This is a genomic window from Lysobacter sp. 05T417, assembly GCF_056396405.1.
On sequence record NZ_JBFTLK010000007.1, the window covers coordinates 1 to 26,735 of the forward strand.

The following is a 26,735-nucleotide window of genomic DNA, read 5'->3' on the forward strand; positions in this document are numbered from 1 at the left end:
GCTACTGGTGGAGGGTTGTGTTCTTTGGACTTGGCGCTGCAGGATTCGCTTATCGCATCTTCGTTCCGGTGGCAGCCTAGGCGCGTGGGCTTGCTGCCTAACAGTTCATTCAAGCCGAAGCCACTTCGTGGCTCGGCTTAATTCAGGCGATCGCGAATCCGACTGCGCCGAAGCACAGGCCTATGATCAACGCGCGGCGTTCGCCGATCGCGTGCACGATCCGACCGACCAGGCCCGCCTGCACGATCACGTTGAGCACACCCACAATCGCCAGCACGTAGCTGACCTCGCGCGGGCCCCACTTGTACTGGTAGTCGGCGAACAGCACGAACACACTCGGGTAGACGTAGTGGGCGAGGTTGGCGATGAACACCACCGCCGCCAGGCCGAACACCTGCGGGTAACGCTTGAGCAGCACCAGCGAGCCGAGCGGATTGGCGTGCGACCAGTCGAAACGCGCGCTGCGCTTCTCCTTCGGCAGCGACTCGGGCAGCACGAACCAGCCGTAGCAGAAGTTGACCAGCGCCAGGCCCGCGGCGAACCAGAACGGCAGGCGCAGATCGATCTCGCCGAGCTGGCCGCCGATCAGCGGGCCGACGATGAAGCCGACGCCGAACGCCGCGCCGAGCAGGCCGTAGCTCTTGGCGCGCTTGTCGGCCGGGGTGACGTCGGCGACATAGGCATTGGCGGTGGTGAAGCTGGCCGAGGTGATGCCGGAAATGATGCGGCCCACCAGCAGCCACGCCAGCGACGGCGCCAACGCCATGAAGACGAAGTCCAGGCCCAGGCCCAGGCACGAGATCAGGATCACCGGGCGGCGGCCGAAGCGGTCCGACAGGGCGCCCTGGATCGGCGAGGTCACAAACTGGATCGCCGCGAACAGGAAGCCGAACGCCGCCACCCAGTAGGCGGCGTGCGCGGTGTCGCCGCCGGCGAACTGCTCGATCAGGTGCGGCAGCACCGGGATGATCAGCCCGAACGAAAGTACGTCGATCAGGATGGTGACGAAAATGAAGGCGAGCGCGGCGCTACGGCGCGCGCCGCTTGCAGGAGTCGTATCGGTCACGGATGGGCCGCAGGGCGTGTCGGGAATGATCGGAGTTTATCGCGGCTGCCCACCCTGGCTGGCATCCGTGCGCGCCCGGGGAGCCGAAGGCAACGTCCCTGGGTTCCCGCCTTCGCGGGAAGACTGGCCACGACGGGAAGGACGGGCTACGAAATGCGTGACGGCGTTGTCCATCAGACACCGCCGCGCATCGCCGCTCGCAATGGTTTCAATCGTTACCAAAACGCTGCGATTTTCGCCCGCATTCGCCAATGACATCAACAACTTGGATGGCATCTGGTGACGGTCTCAGGACAGCCTGCGGCGCAAATTGCCGCATCGCACAATTTGTGCTTTATTCGGTTGAACCAGGGCATCAGGCAGGTCGGACCGCGCGAGCGGACCGTCATGCCCCGTCCCTGCGAGCCAGGTTTCGTTGTCCAACGATTTCAAGCCGCACAACGCGCTGCACGACAGCGACGACGGAGTAACGATGGAGCAGCAGTACCGCACCGGCCCTGTCGGTCTTTACGACCCCCGCGACGAGCGGGACGCCTGTGGTTTTGGCCTGATCGCACAGCTCGACGACGCGCCCAGCCGCGCCATCGTCGACCGCGCGATCGACGCCCTGGTACGCATGACCCATCGCGGCGGCATCGCTGCCGACGGCCTCAGCGGCGACGGCTGCGGCCTGCTGATCCGCCAGCCCGATATCTTCCTGCGCTCGCTCGCGCGCGAAGCCGGCATCACGCTCGGCCCGCACTACGCCTCCGGCCTGGTGTTCCTGCCGCACGACGAAGCCGACGCCGCGCGCGCGCGCGACACACTCAATGCACAGCTGCAGCGCGAACGCGTCGACGTCGCTGGCTGGCGCGTGGTCCCGGTGGACCTCAGCGCCTGCGGCGAACTGGCCAAGCGCACGATGCCCTGCATCGAGCAGGTCTTCGTGCGTCCGGCCGGCGCGTTCGACGCCGGCATCTTCCAGCGCTCGCTGTTCCTCGCCCGCCGCCGCGCCGAGCAGGCGCTGCGCGATCTCGCCGACTTCTACGTGGTCAGCCTGTCGGCGGCGAGCATCGGCTACAAGGGCATGGTCCTGCCCGATCGCCTCGCCCAGTTGTATCCGGACCTGCAGCGCGCCGACCTGGCCGCGAGCGTGGTGGTGTTCCACCAGCGCTTCTCCACCAACACCACGCCGCGCTGGCCGCTGGCGCAGCCGTTCCGGCTGCTGGCGCACAACGGCGAGATCAACACCATCGCCGGCAACCGCGCCTGGGCGCAGGCACGCGTGCATGCCTGGCACACGCCGGCGCTGGACCTGACCGAGTTCGATCCGGTCATCTCCACCGACGGCTCCGATTCGCAGTCGCTCGACAACATGCTCGAGCTGCTCCAGGCCGGCGGCATGGACCTGCTCAAGGCGATGCGGATCCTGATCCCGCCGGCCACGCAGTCGCTTGAATACAAGGACGCCGACCTCGCCGCGTTCTATGAGTACTACGCGCTCAACACCGAGCCGTGGGACGGCCCGGCCGGCATCGTCACCGTCGACGGCCGCTATGCCGCCTGCACGCTCGACCGCAACGGCCTGCGCCCGGCACGTTGGCTGCGCACGCGCGACCGCCACTTCCTGATCGCCTCCGAAGCCGGCGTGTGGGAGATGCCGGCCGAGGAGATCGAGGCCAAGGGCAAGCTCGGCCCGGGCGAGATGATCGCCGCCGACCTGTACCTGGGCGAGCTGCTCGACTCCGACGCGATCGACCGCATCAACCGCGCGCGCGCGCCGTACAAGCGCTGGCTCAAGCAGGGCATGACCTACCTGCAGACCGAGCTGATCGATCCGCAGCTGGCCGCCGAGCCGTTCGATGCGGAAACGCTTTCGACGTTTCAAAAGTTGTTTCAGCTGACCCGCGAGGAGCGCGAGCAGGTGCTGCGTCCGCTCGCCGAGACCGAGCAGGAAGGCATCGGCTCGATGGGCGACGACGTGCCGATGGCCGTCCTGAGCCAGCAGGTGCGGCCGCTCTACGACCAGTTCCGCCAGGCCTTCGCCCAGGTCACCAACCCGCCAATCGATCCATTGCGCGAGGACTGCGTGATGTCGCTGGCGACGCAGCTGGGTCGCGAGGGCAACGTCTTCGCCGACGGCCCGGCCAATGTCGGCCACGTCCATCTCAATTCGCCGGTGCTGTCGCAGCGCAAGCTCCGCCAGCTGCTGGCGATGGCCCCGTACGATCAGTCCCATGCGCTGATCCACCTGCATTACGCGCCGGCGGAAGGCCTCAAGGCCGCGCTCGAGCGCATCTGCGCCGAAGCCGAAGCGGCCACGCGCGCCGGCAAGGTGTTGCTGGTGCTCAGCGACCGCTACCCGCAGCCCGACCGCCTGATGGCGCACGCCCTGCTCGCCACCGGCGCGGTCCACCAGCACCTGGCGCGCGCCGGCATCCGCTGCGAATCGAACCTGATCATCGAGACCGGCACCGCACGCGACCCGCACCATTTCGCCTGCCTGCTCGGCTTCGGCGCGACCGCGGTGTACCCGTACCTCGCCTACCAGACCCTGCACGACCTGGGCGTGCGCGGCATCCTCAAGACCAAGCACGGCGAAGTCGCGCAGATCGGCCGCAGCTACCGTCGCGGCATCAAGAAGGGCCTGCTCAAGATCATCTCGAAGATGGGCATCAGCACCATCGGCAGCTACCGCGGTGCGCGCCTGTTCGAGATCGTCGGCCTGGATCGCGACGTGGTCGACCTGTGCTTCGCCGGCACGCCTTCGCGCATCGGCGGCGCCGGTTTCGACGACCTGCATGCCGATGCAGTGCAATTGGCCGACCACGCCTGGAACGCCAATGCCCTGCCCGCCATCGGCGGCCTGCTCAAGTACACGCCCGGTGGCGAGTACCACCTGTTCAATCCCGACGTGGTCGTGCGCCTGCAGCGCGCGGTCGCCACCGGCGAATGGAGCGACTGGCAGCGCTATGCCGAGGCGGTGAACGAGCGCCAGACCGCGGCGCTGCGCGACCTGCTCGACGTCGATGTATCGGCGGCGACACCCATTCCGCTCGATGAAGTCGAACCGGTGTCGTCGATCGTGCGCCGCTTCGATTCGGCGGCGATGAGCCTGGGCGCGCTGTCGCCCGAGGCGCACGAGGCGCTGGCGATCGCGATGAACCGCCTCGGTGGCCGCAGCAACTCCGGCGAAGGCGGCGAAGACCCGGTCCGCTACGGCACCGACAAGGTCAGCAAGATCAAGCAGATCGCCTCGGGCCGCTTCGGTGTCACGCCCGAGTACCTGGTCAATGCCGAGGTCCTGCAGATCAAGATCGCCCAGGGCGCCAAGCCCGGCGAAGGCGGCCAGCTGCCGGGCCACAAGGTCAACGAGCTGATCGCGCGGTTGCGCTACGCAATGCCCGGCATCGGCCTGATCTCGCCGCCGCCGCACCACGACATCTATTCGATCGAAGACCTGGCGCAGCTGATCTTCGACCTCAAGCAGGTCAACCCGAAGGCGCTGGTGTCGGTGAAGCTGGTCTCGCACGCCGGCGTCGGCACGATCGCGACGGGCGTGGCCAAGGCCGGTGCCGATCTCGTCACCATCTCCGGCCACGATGGCGGCACCGGCGCCAGCCCGCTGTCGTCGATCCGCTATGCCGGCACGCCGTGGGAACTGGGCCTGTCGGAAGCGCGCCAGGCATTGATTGCCAACGACCTGCGCGAGCGCGTGATCCTGCAGACCGACGGCGGCCTCAAGAGCGGCCTGGACGTGATCAAGGCCGCGCTGCTTGGTGCGGAGACCTTCGGCTTCGGCACCGCGCCGATGATCGCGCTGGGCTGCAAGTACCTGCGCATCTGCCACCTCAACAACTGCGCCACCGGTGTGGCCACGCAGGACGATGCGCTGCGGCGCGATCACTTCACCGGGCTGCCCGAGCGCGTCGAGAACTTCTTCCGCCTGCTCGCCGAGGAAGTGCGGCTGTGGCTGGCACAGCTGGGCGTGCGCACGCTCGGCGAGCTGGTAGGCCGCACGGATCTGTTGCGCCAGGTGGAAGGCGAGAGCGACCGCCAGCACGGGCTCGATCTCGCGCCGCTGCTGGCCGGCAGCGGCCTCGCCCATGGCGGCCATTGCGGCGCGCCGCAACCGGCGGCGGATCCGACCGGCCTGGCCGCAAGGCTCGATGCCGAGCTGGCCGATGCCATCGACCGCAAGCTGGGTGGCGAGTATCGCCATGCCATCCGCAACACAGACCGCAGCATCGGCGCGCGGCTGTCCGGGCGTATTGCTCGCGTGCATGGCGACCGCGGCATGAGCGACACGCCGCTGACGCTGCGCTTCGACGGCACTGCGGGCCAGAGCTTCGGCGCGTTCAATGCCGGTGGCCTGCACTTCGAACTCAATGGCGAAGCCAACGACTACGTCGGCAAGGGCATGGCCGGCGGCCGCATCGTGATCCGCCCCCCGCAGGGTGCGCGCTATGTCGCCCACGAGACGCCAATCCTCGGCAACACCTGCCTCTACGGCGCCACCGGTGGCGAGCTGTATGCCGCGGGACGCGCCGGCGAGCGCTTCGCAGTGCGCAACTCCGGCGCTACCGCCGTCGTCGAAGGCGCGGGTGACCACTGTTGCGAGTACATGACCGGTGGCGTGGTCGCCGTGCTCGGCCGAACCGGTCTCAACTTCGGTGCCGGCTTCACCGGCGGCATGGCCTACGTGCTCGACACCGAGCGCGATTTCGTCGACCGCTACAACCACGAACTGATCGACATCCTGCGCATCGCCGCCGACGGTTTCGAGAACCACCGCTCGCACCTGCGCGAACTGCTCGAGGCGCATATCCGCCTGACCGGCAGCGTCTGGGCGCAGCGCATCCTCGACGAGATGCGCGACTACCTCGGCAAATTCTGGCTGGTGAAGCCGAAGGCGGCGAGCCTGGAGTCGCTGGCGGAAAACCTCAGGAGGGCAGCGTGAGCAAGATGGACGCAAAGAAGCCCGTGTTTGCCTTTCGCGAGACGCCCCGGCAGATGCCGGCGCGGATCCCGCTCGAGCTGCGCCAGGGTGGCGACTGGAACGAGCTCTACGGCCGCTTCGGTGAAGCCGAAGCCAAGCACCAGGCCAGCCGGTGCCTCGACTGCGGCAACCCGTACTGCGCGTGGAAGTGCCCGCTGCACAACTACATCCCGAACTGGCTCGAACTCGCCCGCGAAGGCCGCATCCACGAGGCGGCCGCGCTCGCGCACGAGACCAACCCGCTGCCGGAAGTGTGCGGACGCGTTTGTCCGCAGGACAGGTTGTGCGAAGGCAGCTGCACGCTCAACGACGGCTTTGGTGCGGTCACGATTGGCGCAGTGGAGAAGTACATCGCCGATCGTGCGCTTGCCGATGGCTGGCGCCCGGACCTGTCGCGCGTCGTCGCCACCGGCAAGCGGGTGGCGGTGGTCGGCGCCGGCCCGGCGGGACTGTCATGCGCCGACCGGCTGGCCCGCGCCGGCATCGAAGCCACGGTGTTCGACCGCTATGAGCAGATCGGCGGACTGCTGCACTTCGGCATCCCCAGTTTCAAGCTCGACAAGTCGGTGATGGCCACGCGCCGCGACGTACTCGAAGGCATGGGCGTGACGTTCCGCCTCGGCGTCGAGATCGGGCGCGACATCGGCCTCGACACCCTGCTGGCGGACTTCGACGCGGTGTTCCTCGGCCTGGGCAGCTATCGCTACACCGACGGCGGCCTACCGGGGCAGGATCTGCGCAACGTCCTGCCGGCATTGCCGTTCCTGGTGCAGAACGGGCGCCTGGTGCATGGCGAGGACGAAGTGGACGGCAAGCCGATCGCCGGCTGGGAAGACCACGTCGCCCTGCCCGACCTGCACGGCAAGCGCGTGGTCGTGCTCGGCGGCGGCGACACCGGCATGGACTGCGTGCGCAGTGCGGTGCGCCTGGGCGCATCGCGCGTGACCTGCGCCTATCGTCGCGACGAAGCCAACATGCCCGGCTCGGCGCGCGAAGTGGCCAACGCCCGCGAGGAAGGCGTGCAGTTCCTGTTCAACCGGCAACCGCTGGCGTTGCTCGGCGAGGATGGTGACGTCACAGGCGTGCGCGTGGCCGAGACGCAGCTCAGCGCGCCGGACGCGCAGGGCCGTCGCAACGCGGAGATCGTCGAAGGCAGCGAATCGGTGCTGGCGGCGGACGTGGTGATCATCGCCTTCGGCTTCCAGCCCGATCCGCCGCAATGGCTATCGGCGCATGGGATCGAGCTGGAAGGCAATGGGCGGATCCGCGTGCAGCCTGCGGCTTCGGGCTGCGGTTCGCGGCGGAAAGTCTCCGGTGAAGCGAGGCTGCCCTTCCAGACAGCCAATGCCCGCGTGTTCGCAGGCGGCGACAGTGTGCGCGGCGCGGACCTGGTGGTGACGGCGGCGTATGAGGGAAGGGAAGCGGCTGCGGGGATCGTGCGATTGCTGCTGGGGTGAGGGCCCGGTTGCTGATGCGGTGCGGACCTATCGGCCCTTCGACTCCGCTGCGCTACGCTTCCTTCGACTCCGCTGCGCTACGCTTCCTTCGACTCCGCTGCGCTACGCTCAGGACGAACGGGGACATCGTCGAACCCAGAACAACCGTTCGTCCTGAGCGTAGGCGCGGAGCGCCGAAGTCGAAGGAAGCGTAGGCGCGGAGCGCCGAAGTCGAAGGAAGCGTAGGCGCGGAGCGCCGGAGTCGAAGGAAGCGTAGGCGCGGAGCGCCGAAGTCGAAGGACAACAGTTCGCCACGCTCAAGGAGGAGCGCATGTTCTGGATGTATATGCTTCGCTGCGCCGATGGCAGCTTCTACCTCGGCCACACCGATGACATCGAGCGGCGTCTTGATCAGCACCACGCCGGACAGCACCCCTGCTATACGCGCGACCGTCGGCCGGTCGAGCTGGTCTTCTCGCAGGAGTTTCCGACCAGGGAAGAGGCGCTGGTGGCTGAGCGACAGATCAAGGGCTGGAGTCGCGCGAAAAAACAGGCGCTGACCGAGGGTGACTGGTCCAGGATCAGTCGACTTGCGCGGGGAAAGCATCGGCACGAGCGGTGAGGAGGCAGGACCTGGCTTCCTTCGACTTCGGCGCTGCGCGCCTACGCTTCCTTCGACTTCGGCGCTGCGCGCCTACGCTTCCTTCGACTTCGGCGCTGCGCGCCTACGCTCAGGACGAACGGTGGTTTTCCCGGTTCCGTTCGTCCTGAGCGTAGCGCAGCGGAGTCGAAGGAAGCGTAGCGCAGCGGAGTCGAAGGAAGCGTAGCGCAGCGGAGTCGAAGGAAGCGTAGCGGAGTCGAAGGATTACCGCCCCGGCCCCACATCAATAAAGCGCAGGAACTCCGCGCGCGTCCGCGCATCCTCGCGGAAGGTGCCGAGCATCTTCGAGGTGATCATGCTCACGCCGCGCTTGTGCACGCCGCGCGTGGTCATGCACTCGTGTGCGCCTTCGATCACCACGCCGACGCCGCGCGGCTGCAGCACTTCCTGGATCACCTGGGCGATCTGTGCAGTCATCTTCTCCTGCACCTGCAACCGCCGCGCATAGGTTTCGACCACGCGTGCCAGCTTGCTGATGCCCACCACCTTGCCGTCCGGCAGATAGCCCACGTGCGCCTTGCCGATGATCGGCGCCATGTGGTGCTCGCAGTGGCTCTCGAATTCGATGTCGCGCAACACGATCATCTCGTCGTAGCCCTCGACTTCCTCGAAGGTGCGCTTGAGGTAGTCGGCCGGGTCCTCGGCGTAGCCGCTGAACCAGTCCGTGTACGCCTTGGCCACGCGCTTGGGCGTGTCGAGCAGGCCTTCGCGGGCCGGGTCGTCGCCAGCCCAGCGCAGCAGGGTGCGCACGGCCGCTTCGGCCTGTTCGCGGGACGGCTTGTCGTTGTCGGCCATGGCGCGGCTCCTGTGGGGGACGCAAATGCTACTCCACCGGGGCGGAGAGGATAAAAAAATGCCGCAAGGCGGGATGGTGCCCCTGCGGCAAGAAAAGGCTGCGAGGAGCCTGACGAAGTCTGATCCGCGCCGAACAACCGGTGACGCCACGCTCGAGGGAGGGGGAAAGCGTGCCGCCACCGGCCGTCGGGTTGGATGGGGGAAAGGTTGTGGCGCTGCTCAGCGCCGGGCGACGTCCTCACGCAGCGGCACACGGGTCGGCCAACCGCCGGCCAGCGCCTTGTACAGCGCGACCGCACCGCTGACGCTGCGGGTACGGCCGTCGGCAAAGGCTTCCTGGGCGACCAGCTGGGTGCGCTCGGCATCGAGCACTTCGAACAGGTCGGCGGCACCGGCTTCGTAGCGGACCCGCGCGAGGCGTGCCGCGGTCGCGCTGTCGATCGCCGCCTGCTCCAGGTGCTGGTCCTCGACGCGGGCGCGCGAGTAGCGCACCAGTGCGTTCTCGGTGTCTTCCAGCGCCAGCAGCACGGCCTGCTCGTAGCGCGCCAGGTCGCCGGCCGCGTCGGCATCGGCGGCGGCAATGCGCGCGCGCACACGGCCGATGTCGAGGAACGACCAGTCGATGCCCAGCCCGATCAGGCGGGTCTCGCTGTCGCGTTCGAACAACGCGCCGCTGTCGATCGCCTGGCTGCCAATCAGCCCGAACAGGGTGAAGCGCGGGAACAGGTCGGCCGTGGCCACGCCGATCTTGGCCGTGGTCGCATGCAGGCGGTGTTCGGCCGCGATCACGTCCGGACGGTTGCGCAGCAACTCGCCCGGCGTGCCAGGGTCGAGCCGCGCCGGCAGGTTGGGCAGGGGCTGTTGCGGCGTCAGGTCGGCAATCAGCGCTTCCGGCGTCTTGCCGGACAGCACCGCCAGCCGATGCATGCTCACTGCCACCTGCGCTTCCAGGTTCGGCACGCGCGACAGCGTCGATTCGAGCTGGGCGCGTGCACGCGAGGTGTCGAACTCGGTGCCGCGGCCGGCGTCGAAGCGCGCCTGCACCAGGCGCAGGGTCTCGCGCTGGTTCTCGGAGTTGTCGCGGGCAACGCGCAGGCGCTCCTGCAGGCCGCGCATCTCGACGTAGGTCCGTGCGACTTCACCGACGATGGCGACCTGCAGCGCGTCGAGGTCGGACGCCGTCGCCCAGGCCTCGGCACGCTGCGACTCGACGTTGCGACGGACGCGACCGAACAGATCGAGTTCCCAGCTGGCATCTGCCTGCACACCGTAGCTCTCGCCATCGCGATCGTTGCGGTTCACGCCCGGCGCCTGGTCGGCGCTGGAACGCGAATCGGCCGCCGTGGCGCTGGCGGTGACGGTCGGGAAGCGATCGAGCTTGGCGTTGCGCAGGAGCGCATTGGCGCGGTCGTAGCTGGCCAGTGCGATGCGCAGGTCGTGGTTGGCGGTCAGCGATTCCTCGACCAGCCGCGTCAGCAGCGGGTCGTTGAAGCTGGTCCAGAACTCGGCGCTGGCCTGCGGCGTCGCCTCCCCGGCCACGGCGGCGGTGCCGCCGGCGGCCGTGGTGGTGTCCGCAGCCGGCGCGCCTTCGTCGCGGCTGAACGTTGCCGGCGTCGGCACATCCGGACGCACATAGTCCGGGCCGACCGCGCACGCGGCAAGCGCGAGCGCCAACAGCGAGGGAACCAGCACCCTGGCCACCGAACGGGCGTTCATTGCGTGTGTTTGCGGTTCTTGCACGATGGAATCCTCGTAGCCAATGGGCGCGATGATGGAAGGCTTACGCATGTGCCTTCCCCATCGAGCTCTGCTCGTTCACCCACTTCGGCGTCTTGCTCACCATCTTGCGCAGGGCGACGTAGAACACCGGGGTCAAGAACAGACCGAACAGGGTCACGCCGAGCATGCCGGCGAACACGGTGATGCCGGTGGCCGAGCGGACCTCGGCGCCAGCGCCGTGCGAGAGCACCAGCGGCACGGTGCCGGCGATGAAGGCGATGGAGGTCATCACGATCGGGCGCAGACGCAGGCGGCAGGCTTCCAGCGCGGCTTCGACGATGCTCTTGCCCTGCATCTCCAGCTCACGGGCGAACTCGACGATCAGGATCGCGTTCTTGCACGCCAGGCCCATCAGCACGACCAGGCCGACCTGCACGAACACGTTGTTGTCGCCACCGGTGAGCCACACGCCGGCCAGGGCCGAGAGCATGCACATCGGCACGATCAGGATCACCGCCAGCGGCAGCGTCCAGCTTTCATACAGCGCGGCCAGCACGAGGAAGGCGAGCAGGATGGCGAGCGGGAACACGACGAGTGCGGCATTGCCCTGGGTGGCCTGCTGGAAGCTCAGGTCGGTCCATTCCAGGCTCATGCCGTTGGGCAGCACCTTGGCGGCGATGCCTTCCAGCTGGCCCATGGCCTGTGCCGACGACAGCATGCGCGGATCGGCTTCGCCGGCCAGGTCGGCCGCCGGATAACCGTTGTAGCGCAGCACCGGGTCGGGGCCGTAGGTCTGCTTGATCGTCACCATCGAACCAATCGGCACCATCTCGCCACGGTCGTTGCGGGTACGCAGGTTGGCGATGTCCTCGACGCTGTCGCGGTAGGAACCGTCCGCCTGTGCGATCACCTGCCAGGTGCGGCCGAACTGGTTGAAGTCGTTGACGTAGGCCGAGCCCAGGTAGGTCTGCAGCGTGTCGAACAACTCCGTCAGCGGCACGCCCTGGGCCTTGGCCTTGACGCGATCGACTTCGGCGTCGAGCTGCGGCACGTTGGCCTGGTAGCTGCTGATCGGGAAGCCCATGCCAGGCGTCTGCGCGACCGCGCCCTGGAACGCATTCACCGCGTTCTGCAGCGCGCCGTAGCCGAGGTTGCCACGGTCCTCGATGAACATCTGGTAGCCCGAACCGTTGCCGAGGCCGAGGATCGGCGGCGGCATGAACGAGAAGGTGAAACCTTCCTGCAGCCCGGCGATCTTCTGGTTGATCTCGGCGTTGATCTGCTCGGCAGTGCGTCCATTGCGCTCGCTGAACGGCTTGAGCGGGAAGAACGCCACGCCGGTGTTGGGCGTGTTGGTGAACTGCAGGGCATTCAGGCCCGGGAACGCGATCGAATGCGCCACGCCGTCGGTGCTCATGGCGATGTCGCTGACCTTCTTCAGCAGCGCATCGGTGCGGGCAATGGACGAGCCTTCCGGAAGCTTCACGCCGGCGATCAGGTACAGCTTGTCCTGGATCGGGATGAAGCCGGCCGGGACGATCTTGAACATCAGGCCGGTGGCAACCAGCAGCACCGCGTATACCGCAAACACCGTGCCGCGGCGGCCCAGCGTGCGCGAGACCGCGCCCTGGTACTTCTGCGAGCTGGAGTTGAAGAAACGGTTGAACGGACGGAACAGCCAGCCGAAGGCGCGGTCGATCAGGCGCGACGGTGCGTCCTTGGCGGCGTCATGCGGCTTGAGCAGGCGCGCGGCCAGCGCCGGCGACAGGGTCAGCGAGTTGATCGCCGAGATCACCGTCGAGATGGCGATGGTCACCGCGAACTGCTTGTAGAACTGGCCGGTCACGCCCGACAGGAACGCCATCGGCACGAACACCGCGCACAGCACCAGCGCGATCGCCACGATCGGCCCGGACACTTCCTTCATCGCCTGGTGCGCCGCATCCATCGGCGACAGGCCTTCCTCGATGTTGCGTTCGACGTTCTCCACCACCACGATCGCGTCGTCCACCACGATGCCGATGGCGAGCACCAGGCCGAACAGGCTCAAGGTATTGATCGAGAATCCGAGCAGGTACAGCGCGGCAAACGTGCCCACCACCGACACCGGCACGGCGATCAGCGGAATGATCGAGGCGCGCCAGGTCTGCAGGAACAGGATCACCACCAGCACCACCAGGGCGATGGCTTCCAGCAGCGTGGTGACCACGGCCTTGATCGAGTCGCGCACGAAGATGGTGGTGTCGTACACGGCCTCGTACTTGACGCCGGCCGGGAACTGCTTGGTCATCTCGTCCATGGTGGCGATGACCTTTTCCTGGATCTCGAGCGCATTGGCGCCCGGAGCCTGGAAGATGCCGATGCCGACCGCGCTCTTGCCGTCCAGCTGCGAACGCAGCGTGTAGTCGCCGGCGCCAAGCTCGACGCGTGCGACATCGGACAGGCGCACGATCTCGCCGCCCTCACCGCTCTTGAGCACGATGTTGCCGAACTCCTCGACGCTGCGCAGGCGGCCCTGGGCATTGATCAGGGTCAGGAAGTCGCTGCTCGGCATCGGTTCGGCGCCGAGCTGGCCGGCCGATACCTGCACGTTCTGTTCGCGCATCGCACGGACCACGTCGCCGGCGGTGAGGCCGCGCGAAGCGATCTTGTCGGGGTCGAGCCAGGCGCGCATGGCGTAGTCGCCGCCGCCGAACACCTGCGCGTCGCCCACGCCCTGGATGCGTGCGAGCGCGTCCTTGACGTGCAGGCGGGCGTAGTTGCGCAGGTACAGCGTGTCGTACTTGCCGTCAGGCGATGTCAGGTGCACCACCATCAGGAAGGTCGGCGACTGCTTCTGCGTGGTCACGCCTTGCCGGCGCACATCCTCGGGCAGGCGCGCGAGCGACTGCGCGACGCGGTTCTGCACGCGCACGGCGGCATCGTCGGCGTCGGTGCCCGGACGGAACGTGACGGTCATCTGCAGCACGCCATCGGAACCGGCGACCGACTTGATGTACATCATGTTCTCGACGCCGTTGATCGCTTCTTCCAGCGGCGTGGCCACGGTCTCGGCGATCACCTTGGGGTTGGCGCCCGGATAGACCGTGCGCACCACCACAGACGGCGGCACCACTTCCGGGTACTCGCTGATCGGCAGGATAGGTATGGCGATCAGGCCGGCGGCGAAGATCACGATCGACAGCACGGCGGCGAAGATCGGTCTGTCGATGAAGAACTTTGAAAAGTCCATGAGGGGTTCCTGATGCGGCCTTCAGGCCGCAAATTCCTGGGCGACGCCAGAAAGCGTCGCCAAACGGGTCACGTTGTCTGCACCCTCCCCCGCTCGCAGGGGAGGGGCGGGAGTTACTTCATCGCCACTTTCATCTCGGGCGCAGCCGCGCCCATCGCGATCTGCTTCGGCGACACCGGCATGCCCGGGAAGAACACCTTCTGCACGCCATGGACGATCACCTTGTCGGTCGGCGCCAGGCCCGAATCGACCACGCGCAGTCCATCGACGGTGCGACCGAGCACGACATCCTTGCGGGTGGCGGCGTTCTTCGGCCCGAGCACGTAGACGTACTTGCGGTCCTGGTCGGTGAGGATGGCCTTCTCGTCGATCAGCATCGCCTTGACGCTGCGGCTGCCTTCCAGCTGCACGCGTGCGAACAGGCCCGGGGTGAAGATGCGGTCCGGGTTGTGCAGCACGGCGCGGGCGCGGATGGTGCCGGTGGCGGCATCGACCTGGTTGTCGGTGAAGTCGACCGTGCCTTCGTGCGGGTAGCCCTGCTCGTTGGCCAGGCCCACGCGCACCGGGTTCTGCGACTGCGCACGCTTGCCGTCACGGGCCAGCGCCTGGTAACGCAGGAAGCTCTGCTCGTCGGCTTCGAAGTAGACGAACACCGGATCCTGCGAGACCACGGTGGTCAGCAGCGTGGTATCGGCCTGGGCAAGGTTGCCCTCGGTGACCACGGCACGACCGGCGCGGCCATTGATCGGCGAACGCACCTGGGTGAACTGCAGGTCGAGCTGGGCGTTGGCCACGGCGGCTTCGGCCGCTCGCACCGCCGCGTTGCCCTGGGTGGTGGCGGCACGACGGGTCTCGAACTCTTCACGCGAGATCGCCTTGGCCTCGACCAGGGTCTGCGCACGCGTGTCCTGGGTCTGGGCCAGGCGCGCCTCGGCGCGGGCGCGCTCGAGATCGGCCTGGGCCTGGTCCAGCTGGGCCTTGTAGCGACGCTGGTCGATCACGAACAGCAGATCGCCCTTCTTCACTTCCTGGCCTTCCTGGTAGGCGACGCGTTCGACATAGCCGGACACACGCGGGCGCAGATCGACCGTCTCGATCGCGGTGACGCGGCCGGTGAAGTCGTCCCACTCGCTGACCTGCTTGCTCAGTACCTGGGCGACGCTGACTTCCGGCGGCGGCGGCATCGCCGCGCTCGGCTCTGCCTGGCTGCTGCAGGCGCTGATCACCGCTGCAACGAGGAGGCTCGCCGCAAGGGCGAGGACGGGAACTCCGGAGGTGGAGCGGGCCAATGCTTTGCGGGGGGTCATGGGGAGGGTTCCTGGTTCGCTTTGTTGTTATTGGTGTTATTGGGTGAAAGCAGGTTCCTGAGCAGCGTGCGCGCATCCTGCAGACAGCGTGATGGCAGTAGTGCGTCGTCGCTTGCGTGACAGTTGTCAGGATCCTTGGGGGTCTGGGTGGGCGAGTAGGCCTGCGCGTGCGCATCGGCTTGCGCGTCGACTTCGCTTTCTTCGCTTGCCTGTGAGGTAATCGAATCAGCGACGCCGGAATCGACATCCGCCTCGTCGCCCGGCAACACATCGGCGTAACGGACCACCGCTTGCGCCGCCAGCTGCGTGCCCAGCGGTTCGACCAGGGCCAATGCGCGCTGGCCAACGGCGATCGCACTGGGCCATTGCGGACATGCATGCTCGCGGTTGAGTTCGGTGCTGACCGGGCTGTCGATCGACAGCAACTGCACGCGCACACCGATGCTGCGGGCCTCTTCATGCAGTACGCGCGCGAGCATGCGCAACGCGGCGGTGGCGATCGAGCGATGGCCGTAGCCGGCCCACGGCTGTTCCGCGCCGGGCCCGCCGATCAGCACATACGTGCCGCCGCGGTTGGCCTGGGCCAGCAGCGGCAGCAGGTGACGCGCCGCCGCCAGGTGCGGCAGCAGGTCCTCGTCGAGGCGCTGGCGCAGGTAGGCGGCGGGATGGTCGAGCAGGCGGCCGCGGCTGGCGCTGCCCGACACAGCGGCGATCACGCCGCCGATCGGCCGGCCGAGCTTGGTCAGGGCCTTGGCCAGGCGCTCGCCGTCGGCGTCGCTGCTGATCGAACCGGCGACGACGCTGAGGTCGGCCTTGGGGTGGTGGGACTTGAGGCACTGCAGTCCGGACTTGTCGCGGGCGACCGCGATCACCGGCCGGCCGGCCGCCAGCGCGGCCTCGACCACGCCGCGGCCGACCCCACCCGTGGCACCGAGGACGACGACGGGCGTCTGCTGTGCCGAGGGTTTCTGGGCCGATGTCCGCTGGGCGGGACGGGCGAACGGAGAGTTCACATCCGGCTCCAATGTCCCGAATGCGGGATTTTCTCTCCCGTCACCGGGACGGTTTCGCGACGGGTGGCGCGCTGCAGGAGGGAGCTGATGATCGGGAGGACCAGCATCGCGGCCGGCAGGGCCAGGGTGAAGGCGAGCACCCAGGCCAGCATCCAGAACTCGTCCGGGCCCGCTGCCAGGCCTTGCTGGACCACGAGGACGGCCAGGCCGATCAGCGCCGACATGGCGACCAGCATCAGCGGCAGGAAGGCGTAACGGGCTTGGCGGGGGGTGAGCATGATGGCTGCCAGGGGGGATTGGGGGGGATCTGCGGGACAGAGTAGGCCTCCGACCGGCACTTGATTAGCCGGCAATTGAGGGAATAATTGTCCCGTGATCGGTCCAAACCCCCCGGACCACCCCGTCTCCCCCGACGCGCTACCCAGGAGCCCCCGCCATGGCCCGCGATCTCAACGACACCCTGATCTTCGTAAGGGTGGTCGAGCACGGCAGCTTCATCTCCGCTGCCCGCGCCCTGCAGCTGCCCAAGACCACCGTCAGCCGCAAGGTCCAGGAACTGGAGACCCGCCTGGGCGCCCAGCTGCTGCACCGGACCACCCGCAAACTCGGCCTGACCGAAGCCGGCAACATCTACTTCGAGCATTGCCAGCGCATCGCGCGCGAACTCGATGAAGCAGAAAGCGCGGTCGGCCAGTTGCAGGGCGGCCCGCGCGGCTGGCTGCGCTTCACGGCTCCCTATTCGGTCGGCATCACCTGGATCGCGCCGCTGCTGGGCGAGTTCCACGCGCGCCATCCGGAAGTGCGGGTCGACATGGTGTTGACCAACGAAGCGCTGGACATCATCGACAAGGAAATCGACGTCGCACTGCGCGTGGGCAACCTTCCCGATTCCAATCTGGTCGCACGCAAGCTGGCGACGTTCCGTACCCAGGTTTACGCCAGCCCGAATTACATCGCCCGCCACGGCGAACCGCTGCATCCGGACGACCTGATCCACCACCGCACGGTGGCGATGCCGAAGTCGCGTCGCAACGGCCAGTACTTCTGGCCGCTCAGCGACGGCACGCGCACGGTCGACTACCGCATCGATCCGGTGCTGCTGGCCAACGATCCCGCCCCGCTCAGCGGCGCCCTGCTGTGCGGCGAAGGCCTGATGCTGGCCAGCGACGTCACCGTCAAGGCGTATGCCGAGCAGGGCTACGTGCAGCGCGTGCTGGCCGGCTGGACCGGGCCGGAGTACGAGTTCAACGCGGTGTTCCCGCGTGGCCGCGTGCAGTCGCCGAAGGTGCGCGCGTTTGTCGACTTCCTGGTCGAACGCCTCAACTTCGACGCCGACTACATGCAGGTGCTGTGTCCGAACGTGCGTGCGCGCTACCAGGCCGCGGAGAAATCGGCGGCCGAGGCGATCACCGCCGAACTGGCGAAGGTCGCCGGGCTGCCGGCGGCGAAGGCAAAGACCAGGTCCAAGCCGAAACCGCTGCAGGAGCCGGTGGGTTCGGAGATCGACGAGGAAGAGTAGCAACCAGGTTCCCTCTCCCTTTGCGGGAGAGGGGAGGTCGCCCTACCCGCGCAAGCGCCAGGCCAGCCCCGACACCCGCGCCGCATGCCGCGCCAGCGCCGCGCGCAACACCGGTTCGCTGGCGCACACATGCAACTCGCTGCGCGCGCGGGTGACTGCCGTGTACAGCAGTTCGCGCGACAGCGTTCGTGCGTCCTGACGGGGTAGCAACAGCCACACGGCATCGAACTCCGAGCCCTGCGCCTTGTGCACCGTCATCGCGAACGCGCCGGTGTGCGCCGGCAAGGCCGCCGGATGGAAACCGCGCACGCCATCGCTGCCGCCAGCGAACCAGGCCACGGTGTGGCCCTGCGCATCGCGCTGGCAGACGCCGATGTCGCCGTTGAACAGACCGTGGCGGTAGCTGTTCTCGGTGACCAGCAACAGCCGTCCGTGGAAGTAGGGGTCGCGGTGTGCGCCGGCCAGCGCCTCCTCGATGCGCGCATTGAGCACGCTGGCACCTTGCGCACCGTCGCGAAGGGCTGTCAGCACACGCAGCGCGGAGGCCCGCTGCAGGGCGATCGCCGGGTCGTCGATCAACGGCAGCTCCCGCCACACCGACAGCAGCGTCTCGCGTCGCGGTCCGGCCAGCGGATCGCTGACGCCTTCGTGGTAGTGGACGCCGCGCAGTGCATTCGAGCGCAGCAGCTGGTCGGTGCGGTCACCGTCACCGACGCGCAGTGCGTCCGCCAGCGGCGCCAGGTCGAGCGCCTCGGACTGACGGTAGCCACGCTTGAGCTGGACACGGTGACCGGACAGCGCATTGGATGCGGCCGATGGCGACGATGCGGGTACATCGCCAATCAATGGCTGCAGTCGCTGTGCCAGGGCCTGTGGCAACTCGCCGCCATCGCCGGCGGCATCGGTGATTGCCGCGAGCACGTCGCCGGCCTCGATCGACGGAAGCTGGTCGCGATCACCGAGCAGGATCAGGCGCGCGCCATCGGCGACCGCCTCGACCAGCTTGCACATCAACGGCAGGTCGACCATCGACGCTTCGTCGACGACGATCACGTCGTACGGCAACGGGGTGGCCGGGTCGTGACGGAAACGCGGGCTGCCGGGAATCGTACCGAGCAGGCGATGCAGTGTGCTGGCGGTGTCGGGCAGCGCATCGCACAGGGCAATGTCGACGCCGTCGATGACCCGCAACTTCTCGCTGGCGGCGCGCAGGCTCTCGGCCATGCGTTCGGCGGCACGACCGGTCGGTGCCGCCAGCGCGATCCGCGGCGGTGGCAGGTCGGCCTGCCGGGCCTGGGCGATCAGCAGCAACAGCAGGCGGGTGATGGTCGTGGTCTTGCCGGTGCCCGGGCCGCCGGTGACCAGCAGCAGGGGCTGCAGCAATGCCAGCGCGGCGGCGCGGGCCTGGCGGTCGTCGTCGCGTGCCTGCGGGAAAAGGGCGGCGAACAACGGCGCCAGCGAATCGACGGCATCGCCTGCCAGGCGCGCCTGGGCGATGCGGCGCAGGCCCGCGGCGAGACGGCGCTCGTACTCGCGGTAGCGACGCAGGTACAGCAGGCCGTTCTCCCACACCAGCGGCGCGTCGCCGGCGGCGATCGCATCGGCTTGCGGTTCGGTGATCCAGCGCGAGCCCTTCAGCGCGTCTCGCCAGGCGCGCGCGCTGGGCCAGTCGACGGATTCGTCCGGCAACCATGACGGCAGCGACGGATCGAACGCGGCGTGGCCGCGGGACACGGCCTGGGAGGCCAATGCCGCAGCGGCCAGCACCATGTCGGGCGTGTCGGCGCCGAACAGGTCGGTGCTCGTATCGCGGCGGCCAAGCCGGCGCAGGCTTTGCGCTAACGCGTGATCCAGCGTGTTGAGCACGCCGGCGCGGTGCAGCGCATCGAGCAGGCTCATGCTGCACCCCCGGCGAACAGCGCGTCGAGTGCATCGACGAGGGCCGCGTCGGGCTTGTGCGCGTGAATGCCCTGCCCTTCGACCAGGCCGCGACAGAACAGATAGCGCACGCCTCCGAAGTCGCGCCCGTACGCGTACGCGTCGCCAAGACGGAAGCGCAGCCAACGGTGCAGCGCCAGCGTGTAGATCAGTGCCTGCAGGTCGTACTCGCTGTGCGCCATGGCGGCATCGAGGCTGGCGGCGTCGTAGGCCGGCAGCCGGTTGGACTTGTAGTCGAGCACATACCAGCGCCCGTCGACGGTGTAGGTCAGGTCGATCTTGCCGGTCATCAGGCCTTCGAGGCGGCGGCGCGTGCCGAAGCCACGGCGCGCAGCGACCACGCCGAAGCGATGCAGGACCTCGATCAACGCGTCCACCGAGGTGGACTGGAGGGCAAAGTGGAACTCGATCTCGGCGCGGCGCGCGCGCGTGTCGAGATCGCACAGGCGCCCGCCTTCGGGCAAGGCGGTGGTGAGGGTGCGGCCGACCAGCCGCTCCAGTGTCGGCACGCCATCGACCACGTCGTCCGCGGCGTAGCCGCCATTGCGCAGTGCGGCGGCGAGGATGTCCTGCTGCCCTGGCGGTGCGGCGGCGCCATCGCTCCAGGACTGCCACGCGAGGAAGTCGGTGTGCTCGAGCGCGTCGTGCAGGACGTTGCCGAAGCGACTGCCGCTGAAGCGCGGGTCGAAGGCCTCGCCGTCCTCCAGGCGCGGCTCGGCTCCGACCGGCTCCGCTTCGGCGGGCTCGTCAATCGCGCCGCGCTCGTCCACGGCAACGACCACTTCGGCCCCGGCTTCGGCCTGGGCCAATTGAGTGAAGCTGTAGACCCACCAGTCGCGCGGTATCGCGCGGCGCGACAGGCGCGCGTTCGCGACCGCCATGATCTGCGCCGCGTTCAGTGGCGCGGCCGGTGCGATGACGTCACCGCTGACGATCGCCACGTCCGGGTTGGCGCGCAGTGCGTCATCACCGGCGAGCATCGGCGCCAATCGCGTCTTGTCGGCCGCATACAGGCCGCCGCTGGCGATCCACAGCGCGTCGCGTGCGCGCGTCAGGCCGACGTAGAGCAGGCGCGCGTCTTCGGCGTACTGCTCGTTTCGCCATTCCGCGGCGGCGCTGCGCCAGTCCGGGTCGTCCTTGTCGATGCGCCAGCGCAGCTGGCGGCGGTCGCCGTCGTGGACGATGCAATAGCGGTCGGGGCTCGGTGCCTGTCCCCCAATGGCGGCGAACGGCAGGTACACCAGCGGGTATTCCAGGCCCTTGCTCTTGTGCAGGGTGACGATCTGCACGCACTGGGCGTCCGATTCCAGACGCAGCAACTGCGCCTCGTCGTCCGAGTCGGCTTCGGCGATCCGGCGGCACAGCCAGTCGACCAGGCCGTGCAGGCCCAGCGAGCGGGCGTCGGCGTCCTGCATCAGTTCGCCCAGCTGCAGGTAGTTGGTGAGCCGGCGTTCGCCGTCCAGCAGTCCGAGCAGGCGCTCGCCATTTGCGGCGCACAGGTCCGACACCAGCGCGAACGGGCCGCTGCGCTGCCAGCGCTCGCGCCATGCCATCGCCTCCAGTTGCCGGCGCCGGTAGACGGCGCCGTCGCGTTCGAGCTCGTCGATCTCGTGCGCATCCACGCCCAGCAGCACCGTAGCCAGCGCGGTGCGCAGGCGGCCATCGTCGGCCGGTTGCAGCAGCGCTTCGAACAGCATGCGCAACTCGGCGGCCTCGTCGCTGGCGAACAGGCTCTGCTTGCCGGCGGCCACGGCAGGAATGCCCACCGCAGTCAGCGCACGCTGGATCCGCGTGGCATCGTTGTGGCGGCGTACCAGCACCGCGATATCGCCCGGCTGCACCGGCTTGCCGTCGATCGTCGCGCGGCCTTCGCGTCCGCGGCTGAGCACGTCATGGATGGCGGCGACACAGGCACCGGTCGCCAGTTCCCGCGAGCGCTCGACGTTGTGGGCCTCGCCATTGGCGTCGGGCGCGATCATGCGCACGGTCAGCGCGGGCGCGGCGGCGCCGTCAACGATGAAGTCGTCGTCGCTGCGCCGGTCGCCCGGTTGCACCGGATGGAAGTCGATTCCATCCACCACGAATGGCCGTTCGCCGGCGTTGGCGTAGAGCGATTCGATGGCGCGCAGCACGCCGGGACGTGAGCGGAAGTTGCGCTCCAGCGGCGGTGCACGCTCGGCCAGGGCGGCGGCGGCCAGGTAGGTGTGCACGTCACCGCCGCGGAAGCCGTAGATGGCCTGCTTCGGATCGCCGATCAGGAACAGCGCCCCCGGGTCGTCGCTGGACGCACGCGATGCTCCGAAGACGCGCTCGAAGATGCCCCATTGGCGCGCGTCGGTATCCTGGAACTCGTCGACCAGTGCGACCTGGTACTGCTGACGCAGCCGTTGCGCCAGTTCGTCGCCGTGGTCGCTGCCGAGCGCGTCGGCGACATCGTCGATCAGGTCGTCGTAGGTCTGCAGGCGCAGCGTCTGCTTGGTCTGGCGCAGGCGCCGGCGCGCATCGCCGCGAACCCGGTGCAGCAGCGCCACGCGCTGGCGGTCGTGTTCCTGGCGATGGCGGGCACGCGCGTCCAGGTAGTCGGCGACGGCGACGAACAGCGGCGACTGCGGGCAGCGCGCGCGCAGCTTGACCTTGGTGCGGTCGCTGAGCGTGGCCTGGCGCAGGTTGGGCAGCTTTTCGTGGTGCTCGTCGAACGGGCCGCCGTGATGCAACTGCTGCTCGAGCGCGCTCCACAGCGGAGCCACATGCTCGGGCTTGTAGCTGGACTTGTTCAGAAGCTCCTGCGCGATGGCGTCTTCGAGCTTCCAGCGCGCGTCGTCGCCGTGCTCGGCGAATGCGCGCCTGAGCGCCTGGAAGCACGCATCGACATCGCTGCGGACGCTGCTGCCGTCATCGGCGCCGGCCTCCGCCACTGGTAGCAGCGGAACGGCCGACATCAGCGTTGGCAGGTCCCTGGCCAGCTCGTCCGGGCCGTTCCACAGCGTCGGCAGCAGCAGTGCGTCGTCGCCGTTCGCGGCGAATGCGCGCCACAGGTCCGATGCCAGGCCGTCGCGGAGGTCGGCGTCGCTGGTCAGCAGTTGCGGCGCGGCGAAGGGCTGGTCGCTCTCGAGCGCGTGCTCGCGCAGGACGCGCGCACAGAAACCGTGGATGGTGAATATCGCGGCGAGGTCGACCTCCAGCACGGCGTGCTGCAGGCGGCGCTGCAGCTGCACCGGAGTCTCGTTGCCGGCAGCCAGGTGGCTGTCGATGATGCGTCGGGTGAGCGCGGTGTCCGCGGCCTCGTCCTGTGCGGCTTCGGTGCCGACTATCGCGGCGGCCTGTTCGAGCCGTTCGCGGATGCGCTTGCGCAGCTCCTGCGTCGCCGCTTCGGTGAAGGTGACCACCAGGATGCTGCCGACACGCAGATCGCGCTCGACGACCAGGCGCGTCACCAGGGTGGCCAGGGTGAACGTCTTGCCGGTGCCGGCACTGGCCTCGATCAGGCGCACGCCGTGCAACGGCAGGGTCAGGTAAGGATCGGCCGTGGTCAGGGCGAGGTTCATGCGCCCTGCTCCGCAGGCACGGCGCCGGTCACCGCGTCGAATACCAGATGGGTGACGGCGGCGAATGTTTCGCGCAGCTGGCTGTCGTTGGGCAGGTCGCGGCCGCGCAGGGTCAGCCGGATCGCATCGCCTTCGCCCTCGGCCCACTTGCGGCCGCTGCTGCCGCCGGTCCAGCGTTCGCGCATCTTCTGCCAGGCCTTGTCCTCGGCGGTGCCATCGCGCAGGGCGCGGTACAGGTCCCAGCCACTGTAGGGTGCGAACGCGAGCGCTTCACGCAGCCCGTGCGCGCGCAACTGCAGCAGCTGCCGCAATGCTTCGCGCGCGGCTTCGGCTGCCAGTGGCGGGCGCTCGTGACACTGCGCGCCTTCGCCGCCGTCGTGGAACTGCACCAGCGCCCTGCCCTGCCCGGCTGCGGACAGCAGCAACCAGTCCAGGCCATCGCGGATGGTCGAGGGGCCGTTGGGCTCGCCGATGCGCACCCGCGCCAGGGCCTGGCCGTAGATGTTCTCGACGCGACCACGCAGCCGCGTGCCGTCGATGTCGGCCTCGGCCGTCACTGCCTCCGGCTCGCGTGCGCCGCGCCACTGGGCGAACTGCCGTGCATAGGGGCGAATCTCGCCGAGCATCGCGTCGAACTCGCGCCGTCCGAGCGGGCCCGAGGGAAGTTGCGCGCGCGCCAGCAGCCGTTCGTAGAGGCCCTCCGTCTGCTGCTCCACCAGGGCGGCGAGCATTGCGCGCTGCAACGCCGTGCGTGACCAGCCACCGCCGGGCAGGAGCATCGGTTCGGTGTCGTCGGCGAGTTCGACTTCGGCGGGCAGGCGCATGCCCATGCGCTCGCGCAGGAACTGGCCGGACGGATCGCACAGGAAACGCCGCAGGCTGTCGAGCGACAACAGGTCTGCTTCGGCGATGGCCGCCGGCAGCGGCGCGGAGATCCATGCCCCCAGCGCATGCCGCTCGCCACCGTGGAGATTGGCGGCCGGATGCCACTCGTCGCGATAGCTGAAACGGCGCGGCTCGGCGGCATCGCCGAATGCCGCCGGTGCGAACGGCTGCAGCGGATGGCGCACCACCAGCGCCTGCTTCGCATCGGCGGCGTCGGTGTGGTAATCGGCGATGACGTTGAGCAGTTCCGACACCAGTACAGACGGTTCACGCGCACTGCCGTCACGCGGGTCGGCGCCCTGGTAGCTCAGGTACAGCACGTCGCCCGCGGACGCGAGCAGCTGCAGGAACAGGAAGCGGTCGTCCTCGCGCAGCGAGCGGTCGCCGTAACGGCGGTGGGCGGTGCCGAGCTCGGCGCTGAGGCGATTGAGGCCGGCCGCCGGATCGCGCCGAGGATAGTCGCCATCGTTGAGGCCGAGCACGCAGATCACGCGGAACGGCAACAAGCGCATCGGCACCATGCGGCCGAAGCTGACGCCACCGGTGAGCAACGGCGCGCGCGTGTCGGCTTCCGACAGGCGCATCGCGAAGTGCGCCCGTACCACCTCCGCCGGCACCGCGCCGTCGAATCCGGCGCGCTGCGCCGACAGGGCGAAGTCGCCGATCAGCGAACGCAGGCGTTCCAGCGCGCGCTGCCCGGCGACGCTCGCCGGCGGCCGCAGGAACAGGGCATCGAGCAGGCCGAGCAGGCGCTCGCGCCATTGCGCAGGTGGCATCGCTTCGCCGAGCGTGCGCTGGTGTCGGGCCAGCACGCGCATCAGCCGCAGCAGCGTGTCGAGCGCGTCCGCCGAGCTGCCTTCCAGTTCCGGCCACGGCGCGACGCCGGCGATGTCCTCATCGCTGCCACTGGCGTACCCAAGTAGCAGACGATCCAGCGCGAAGGCCCAGGTATAGGCGTCGTCGCGCGGCGCGTCGTGCTGCTCGCGATGGCCGGCGTCCAGGCCCCAGCGCACGCCGGCGTCCTGCAACCAGTCGTGCAGGCGCTCCAGCGCCGGCGCGTCCAGCCCGGCGCTGTTGGCCAGCGGCGGACTGGCGAGCAGGTCGAGCACTTCGTTGAGGCCGAAGCGCGATACCGGCAGCGCCAACAGGCGCAGGAACAGTTCGGCCAGCGGTTCGCCGGCGAGCGGGCTGGCGTCGGCCAGCGCGAACGGGATGAAATCCTCGCGCCCGGCCTGGCCGCCGAACACGGCATCGATACACGGTATGTACGGGTCGATGTCCGGCGCAAGCACGGCGATGTCGCGCGGCTGCAGCGGCGGATCGAAACGTGGATCGTCGAGCAGCCCGCGCAGCTGGTCGTGCAGCACCTGGACTTCGCGCAGGCGCGTGTGGCAGGCATGCACCTGCACGCTGGGATCGCTGCGGTCCACGTCGCCGCGCCACGGCGCCGGCGCGCGCCGGTGCAGCAGGTCGCGCTGCAGGTGGCCGAGCAGGGTGTCGTTTTCGGGCCGGTCGCCTTCGGCCGCTTCCGGATCCACGTAGTGGGCATGTTCGTGCGAGGGATGCACTACCTCGTAACTGCCCAGCACCGCCATGAAGTCGCGCCCGGCCGCGCCCCACGCCTGCAGCATCGGGTTCTCGTCGGCCGCCGTCCCGAACGGATCGTCGGCACCGCTGCGCAGTTGTTCGGCCAGGGTCTGCAGGTCGCCCCAATAGCTGCGCGTGGGGCTGGGCAGATAGAAATGCAGCGTGCCGACGCGGGCCTGGGTGGCAATCACGCGCAGCACGTCGGGCGACATGTTCAAGGTCGCGAAGGCGAACAGGCGCGACGGCAATCCCTGCGGCAGCGGCCCGGCATCGTCACCGAATCGCTGCAGGTATTCGCCGATCCGCTGCGCGCGGTGGGCGCCGCCGGCCGCCACGCGCCGCCACAATGCCGCCTGCGGATCGCCGGGCTCGTGCCCGGCTTCCCAGGCCAGCAGCCAGTCGCGGCGCCAGGCCTGGTACTTCTCGAACACGCCGGCCAGCTCGCCAGCCAGCGACCACGGCTTGAGCGCGTCGCCGCGCTGCAGGTACGCGCGCAGGGGCCGCAGCGCAGGCACGCGCAATGCGGCCTGGTCGGTCAGCGCGGCATACAGGTGCCAGTGCAGGGCTTCTGCGTCGAGGTCGTCATCGCCGCCGGGAACATTGGCGTCCAGCGCACGATGGACGAACTCGCCGGGCGTCAGGAACTCCAGGTTGGCGGCAATGCCGTACGTGCTGGCCAGCGTCGCCTGCAACCAGCGCCGCATCGCCACCTGCGGGATCAGGACGATGTCGGGCGCCAGCAGCGATTGCCCAGGCGCCGGTTGCCGCAACTCCCGCGCAAGCAGCTGCGCCAGGATGTCCAGCGCATTGGAGTGATAGAGGCGGAAGTCGGGGCGGCGGAAGTCGGAGCGAATGGCCATCACTACTATCTTGCCGGAGCAGCGGCGCACGCGTTGAGACCGGCGGGCGGACACCGGCTGGGCTCCGCGCCCATTTCGCAATTCTGCGGGCCCCTCCCCCCGATTCCGTCGAGCATCTCGTCCGAACCTGCCACAATGCCCGCCCTGCTTCCCGTTCAGCCATTTCCGGCGACACTGCCGGCCTCGCTGCACGG

13 protein-coding genes and 1 pseudogene are annotated in these 26,735 nt (G+C 68.7%); 4 read left to right on the forward strand and 10 right to left on the reverse strand.

Annotation, left to right across the window (positions count from 1 at the left end; translation table 11 throughout):
* Nucleotides 1-148: 148 nt before the first annotated feature.
* Nucleotides 149-1,066, reverse strand: a pseudogene (locus AC1DER_RS13590) (TCR/Tet family MFS transporter); the annotation flags it as partial.
* 472 nt (nucleotides 1,067-1,538) lie between these two features.
* On the opposite strand from AC1DER_RS13590, the gene gltB reads away from it, so the two are divergent.
* The 3 genes from gltB (at nucleotide 1,539) to AC1DER_RS13605 (ending at nucleotide 8,102) form a co-directional block, all read left to right on the forward strand.
* Complete coding sequence (gene gltB / locus AC1DER_RS13595) at nucleotides 1,539-6,005, forward strand: glutamate synthase large subunit (protein WP_477245036.1); 4,467 nt, start codon at nucleotides 1,539-1,541, stop codon at nucleotides 6,003-6,005.
* Nucleotides 6,006-6,010: 5 nt separating this feature from the next.
* Nucleotides 6,011-7,501, forward strand: a complete 1,491-nt coding sequence (locus tag AC1DER_RS13600; protein ID WP_477245034.1) for an FAD-dependent oxidoreductase — start codon at nucleotides 6,011-6,013, stop codon at nucleotides 7,499-7,501.
* Nucleotides 7,502-7,811: 310 nt separating this feature from the next.
* Entirely contained in the window at nucleotides 7,812-8,102 is a 291-nt protein-coding gene (locus AC1DER_RS13605) for a GIY-YIG nuclease family protein (protein ID WP_441815600.1), read from the forward strand.
* Between the two features lie 243 nt (nucleotides 8,103-8,345).
* Here the strand turns inward: AC1DER_RS13605 and folE are convergent, their stop codons facing one another.
* The 6 genes from folE to AC1DER_RS13635 form a co-directional block, all read right to left on the reverse strand.
* Nucleotides 8,346-8,936 carry a GTP cyclohydrolase I FolE gene (gene folE, locus AC1DER_RS13610; RefSeq protein ID WP_441815601.1) on the reverse strand — a complete coding sequence of 197 codons (591 nt, stop codon included), beginning with the start codon at nucleotides 8,934-8,936 and terminating at the stop codon, nucleotides 8,346-8,348.
* A gap of 219 nt (nucleotides 8,937-9,155) precedes the next feature.
* Nucleotides 9,156-10,724: an efflux transporter outer membrane subunit gene (locus AC1DER_RS13615; RefSeq protein WP_477245026.1), complete on the reverse strand. Its 1,569-nt coding sequence runs from the start codon at nucleotides 10,722-10,724 to the stop codon at nucleotides 9,156-9,158.
* Nucleotides 10,717-13,887 (reverse strand): efflux RND transporter permease subunit, encoded by a 3,171-nt coding sequence (locus AC1DER_RS13620; RefSeq protein ID WP_477245024.1) that lies wholly within the window; start codon nucleotides 13,885-13,887, stop codon nucleotides 10,717-10,719. The genes AC1DER_RS13615 and AC1DER_RS13620 overlap by 8 nt, the downstream gene beginning before the upstream one ends.
* A 113-nt stretch (nucleotides 13,888-14,000) precedes the next feature.
* On the reverse strand, nucleotides 14,001-15,194 hold the full coding sequence (locus tag AC1DER_RS13625; RefSeq protein ID WP_477245022.1) for an efflux RND transporter periplasmic adaptor subunit: 1,194 nt from the start codon (nucleotides 15,192-15,194) through the stop codon (nucleotides 14,001-14,003).
* On the reverse strand, nucleotides 15,191-16,207 hold the full coding sequence (locus AC1DER_RS13630) for an SDR family NAD(P)-dependent oxidoreductase (protein WP_477245020.1): 1,017 nt from the start codon (nucleotides 16,205-16,207) through the stop codon (nucleotides 15,191-15,193). Before AC1DER_RS13630 ends, AC1DER_RS13625 begins: the two co-directional genes overlap by 4 nt.
* On the reverse strand, nucleotides 16,204-16,485 hold the full coding sequence (locus AC1DER_RS13635) for a DUF2798 domain-containing protein (RefSeq protein WP_441815606.1): 282 nt from the start codon (nucleotides 16,483-16,485) through the stop codon (nucleotides 16,204-16,206). The genes AC1DER_RS13630 and AC1DER_RS13635 overlap by 4 nt, the downstream gene beginning before the upstream one ends.
* Before the next feature lie 158 nt (nucleotides 16,486-16,643).
* Between AC1DER_RS13635 and AC1DER_RS13640 the strand changes: the two genes are divergently transcribed.
* Nucleotides 16,644-17,726: a LysR family transcriptional regulator gene (locus AC1DER_RS13640; RefSeq protein ID WP_441815607.1), complete on the forward strand. Its 1,083-nt coding sequence runs from the start codon at nucleotides 16,644-16,646 to the stop codon at nucleotides 17,724-17,726.
* Between the two features lie 42 nt (nucleotides 17,727-17,768).
* Here AC1DER_RS13640 and recD read toward each other — a convergent pair whose 3' ends face one another.
* The 3 genes from recD to recC are packed head-to-tail and all read right to left on the reverse strand — an operon-like array spanning nucleotide 17,769 to nucleotide 26,541.
* Nucleotides 17,769-19,625 (reverse strand): exodeoxyribonuclease V subunit alpha, encoded by a 1,857-nt coding sequence (gene recD, locus AC1DER_RS13645; RefSeq protein WP_477245017.1) that lies wholly within the window; start codon nucleotides 19,623-19,625, stop codon nucleotides 17,769-17,771.
* A complete protein-coding gene (recB, locus tag AC1DER_RS13650) occupies nucleotides 19,622-23,209 on the reverse strand; it encodes an exodeoxyribonuclease V subunit beta (RefSeq protein ID WP_477245015.1) in 3,588 nt (1,195 codons plus the stop codon). Before recB ends, recD begins: the two co-directional genes overlap by 4 nt.
* The gene (gene recC, locus AC1DER_RS13655) at nucleotides 23,206-26,541 is read right to left on the reverse strand and encodes an exodeoxyribonuclease V subunit gamma (RefSeq protein ID WP_477245013.1); all 3,336 of its coding nucleotides are present in this window, start codon (nucleotides 26,539-26,541) and stop codon (nucleotides 23,206-23,208) included. The genes recB and recC overlap by 4 nt, the downstream gene beginning before the upstream one ends.
* Between the last annotated feature and the right edge of the window lie 194 nt (nucleotides 26,542-26,735).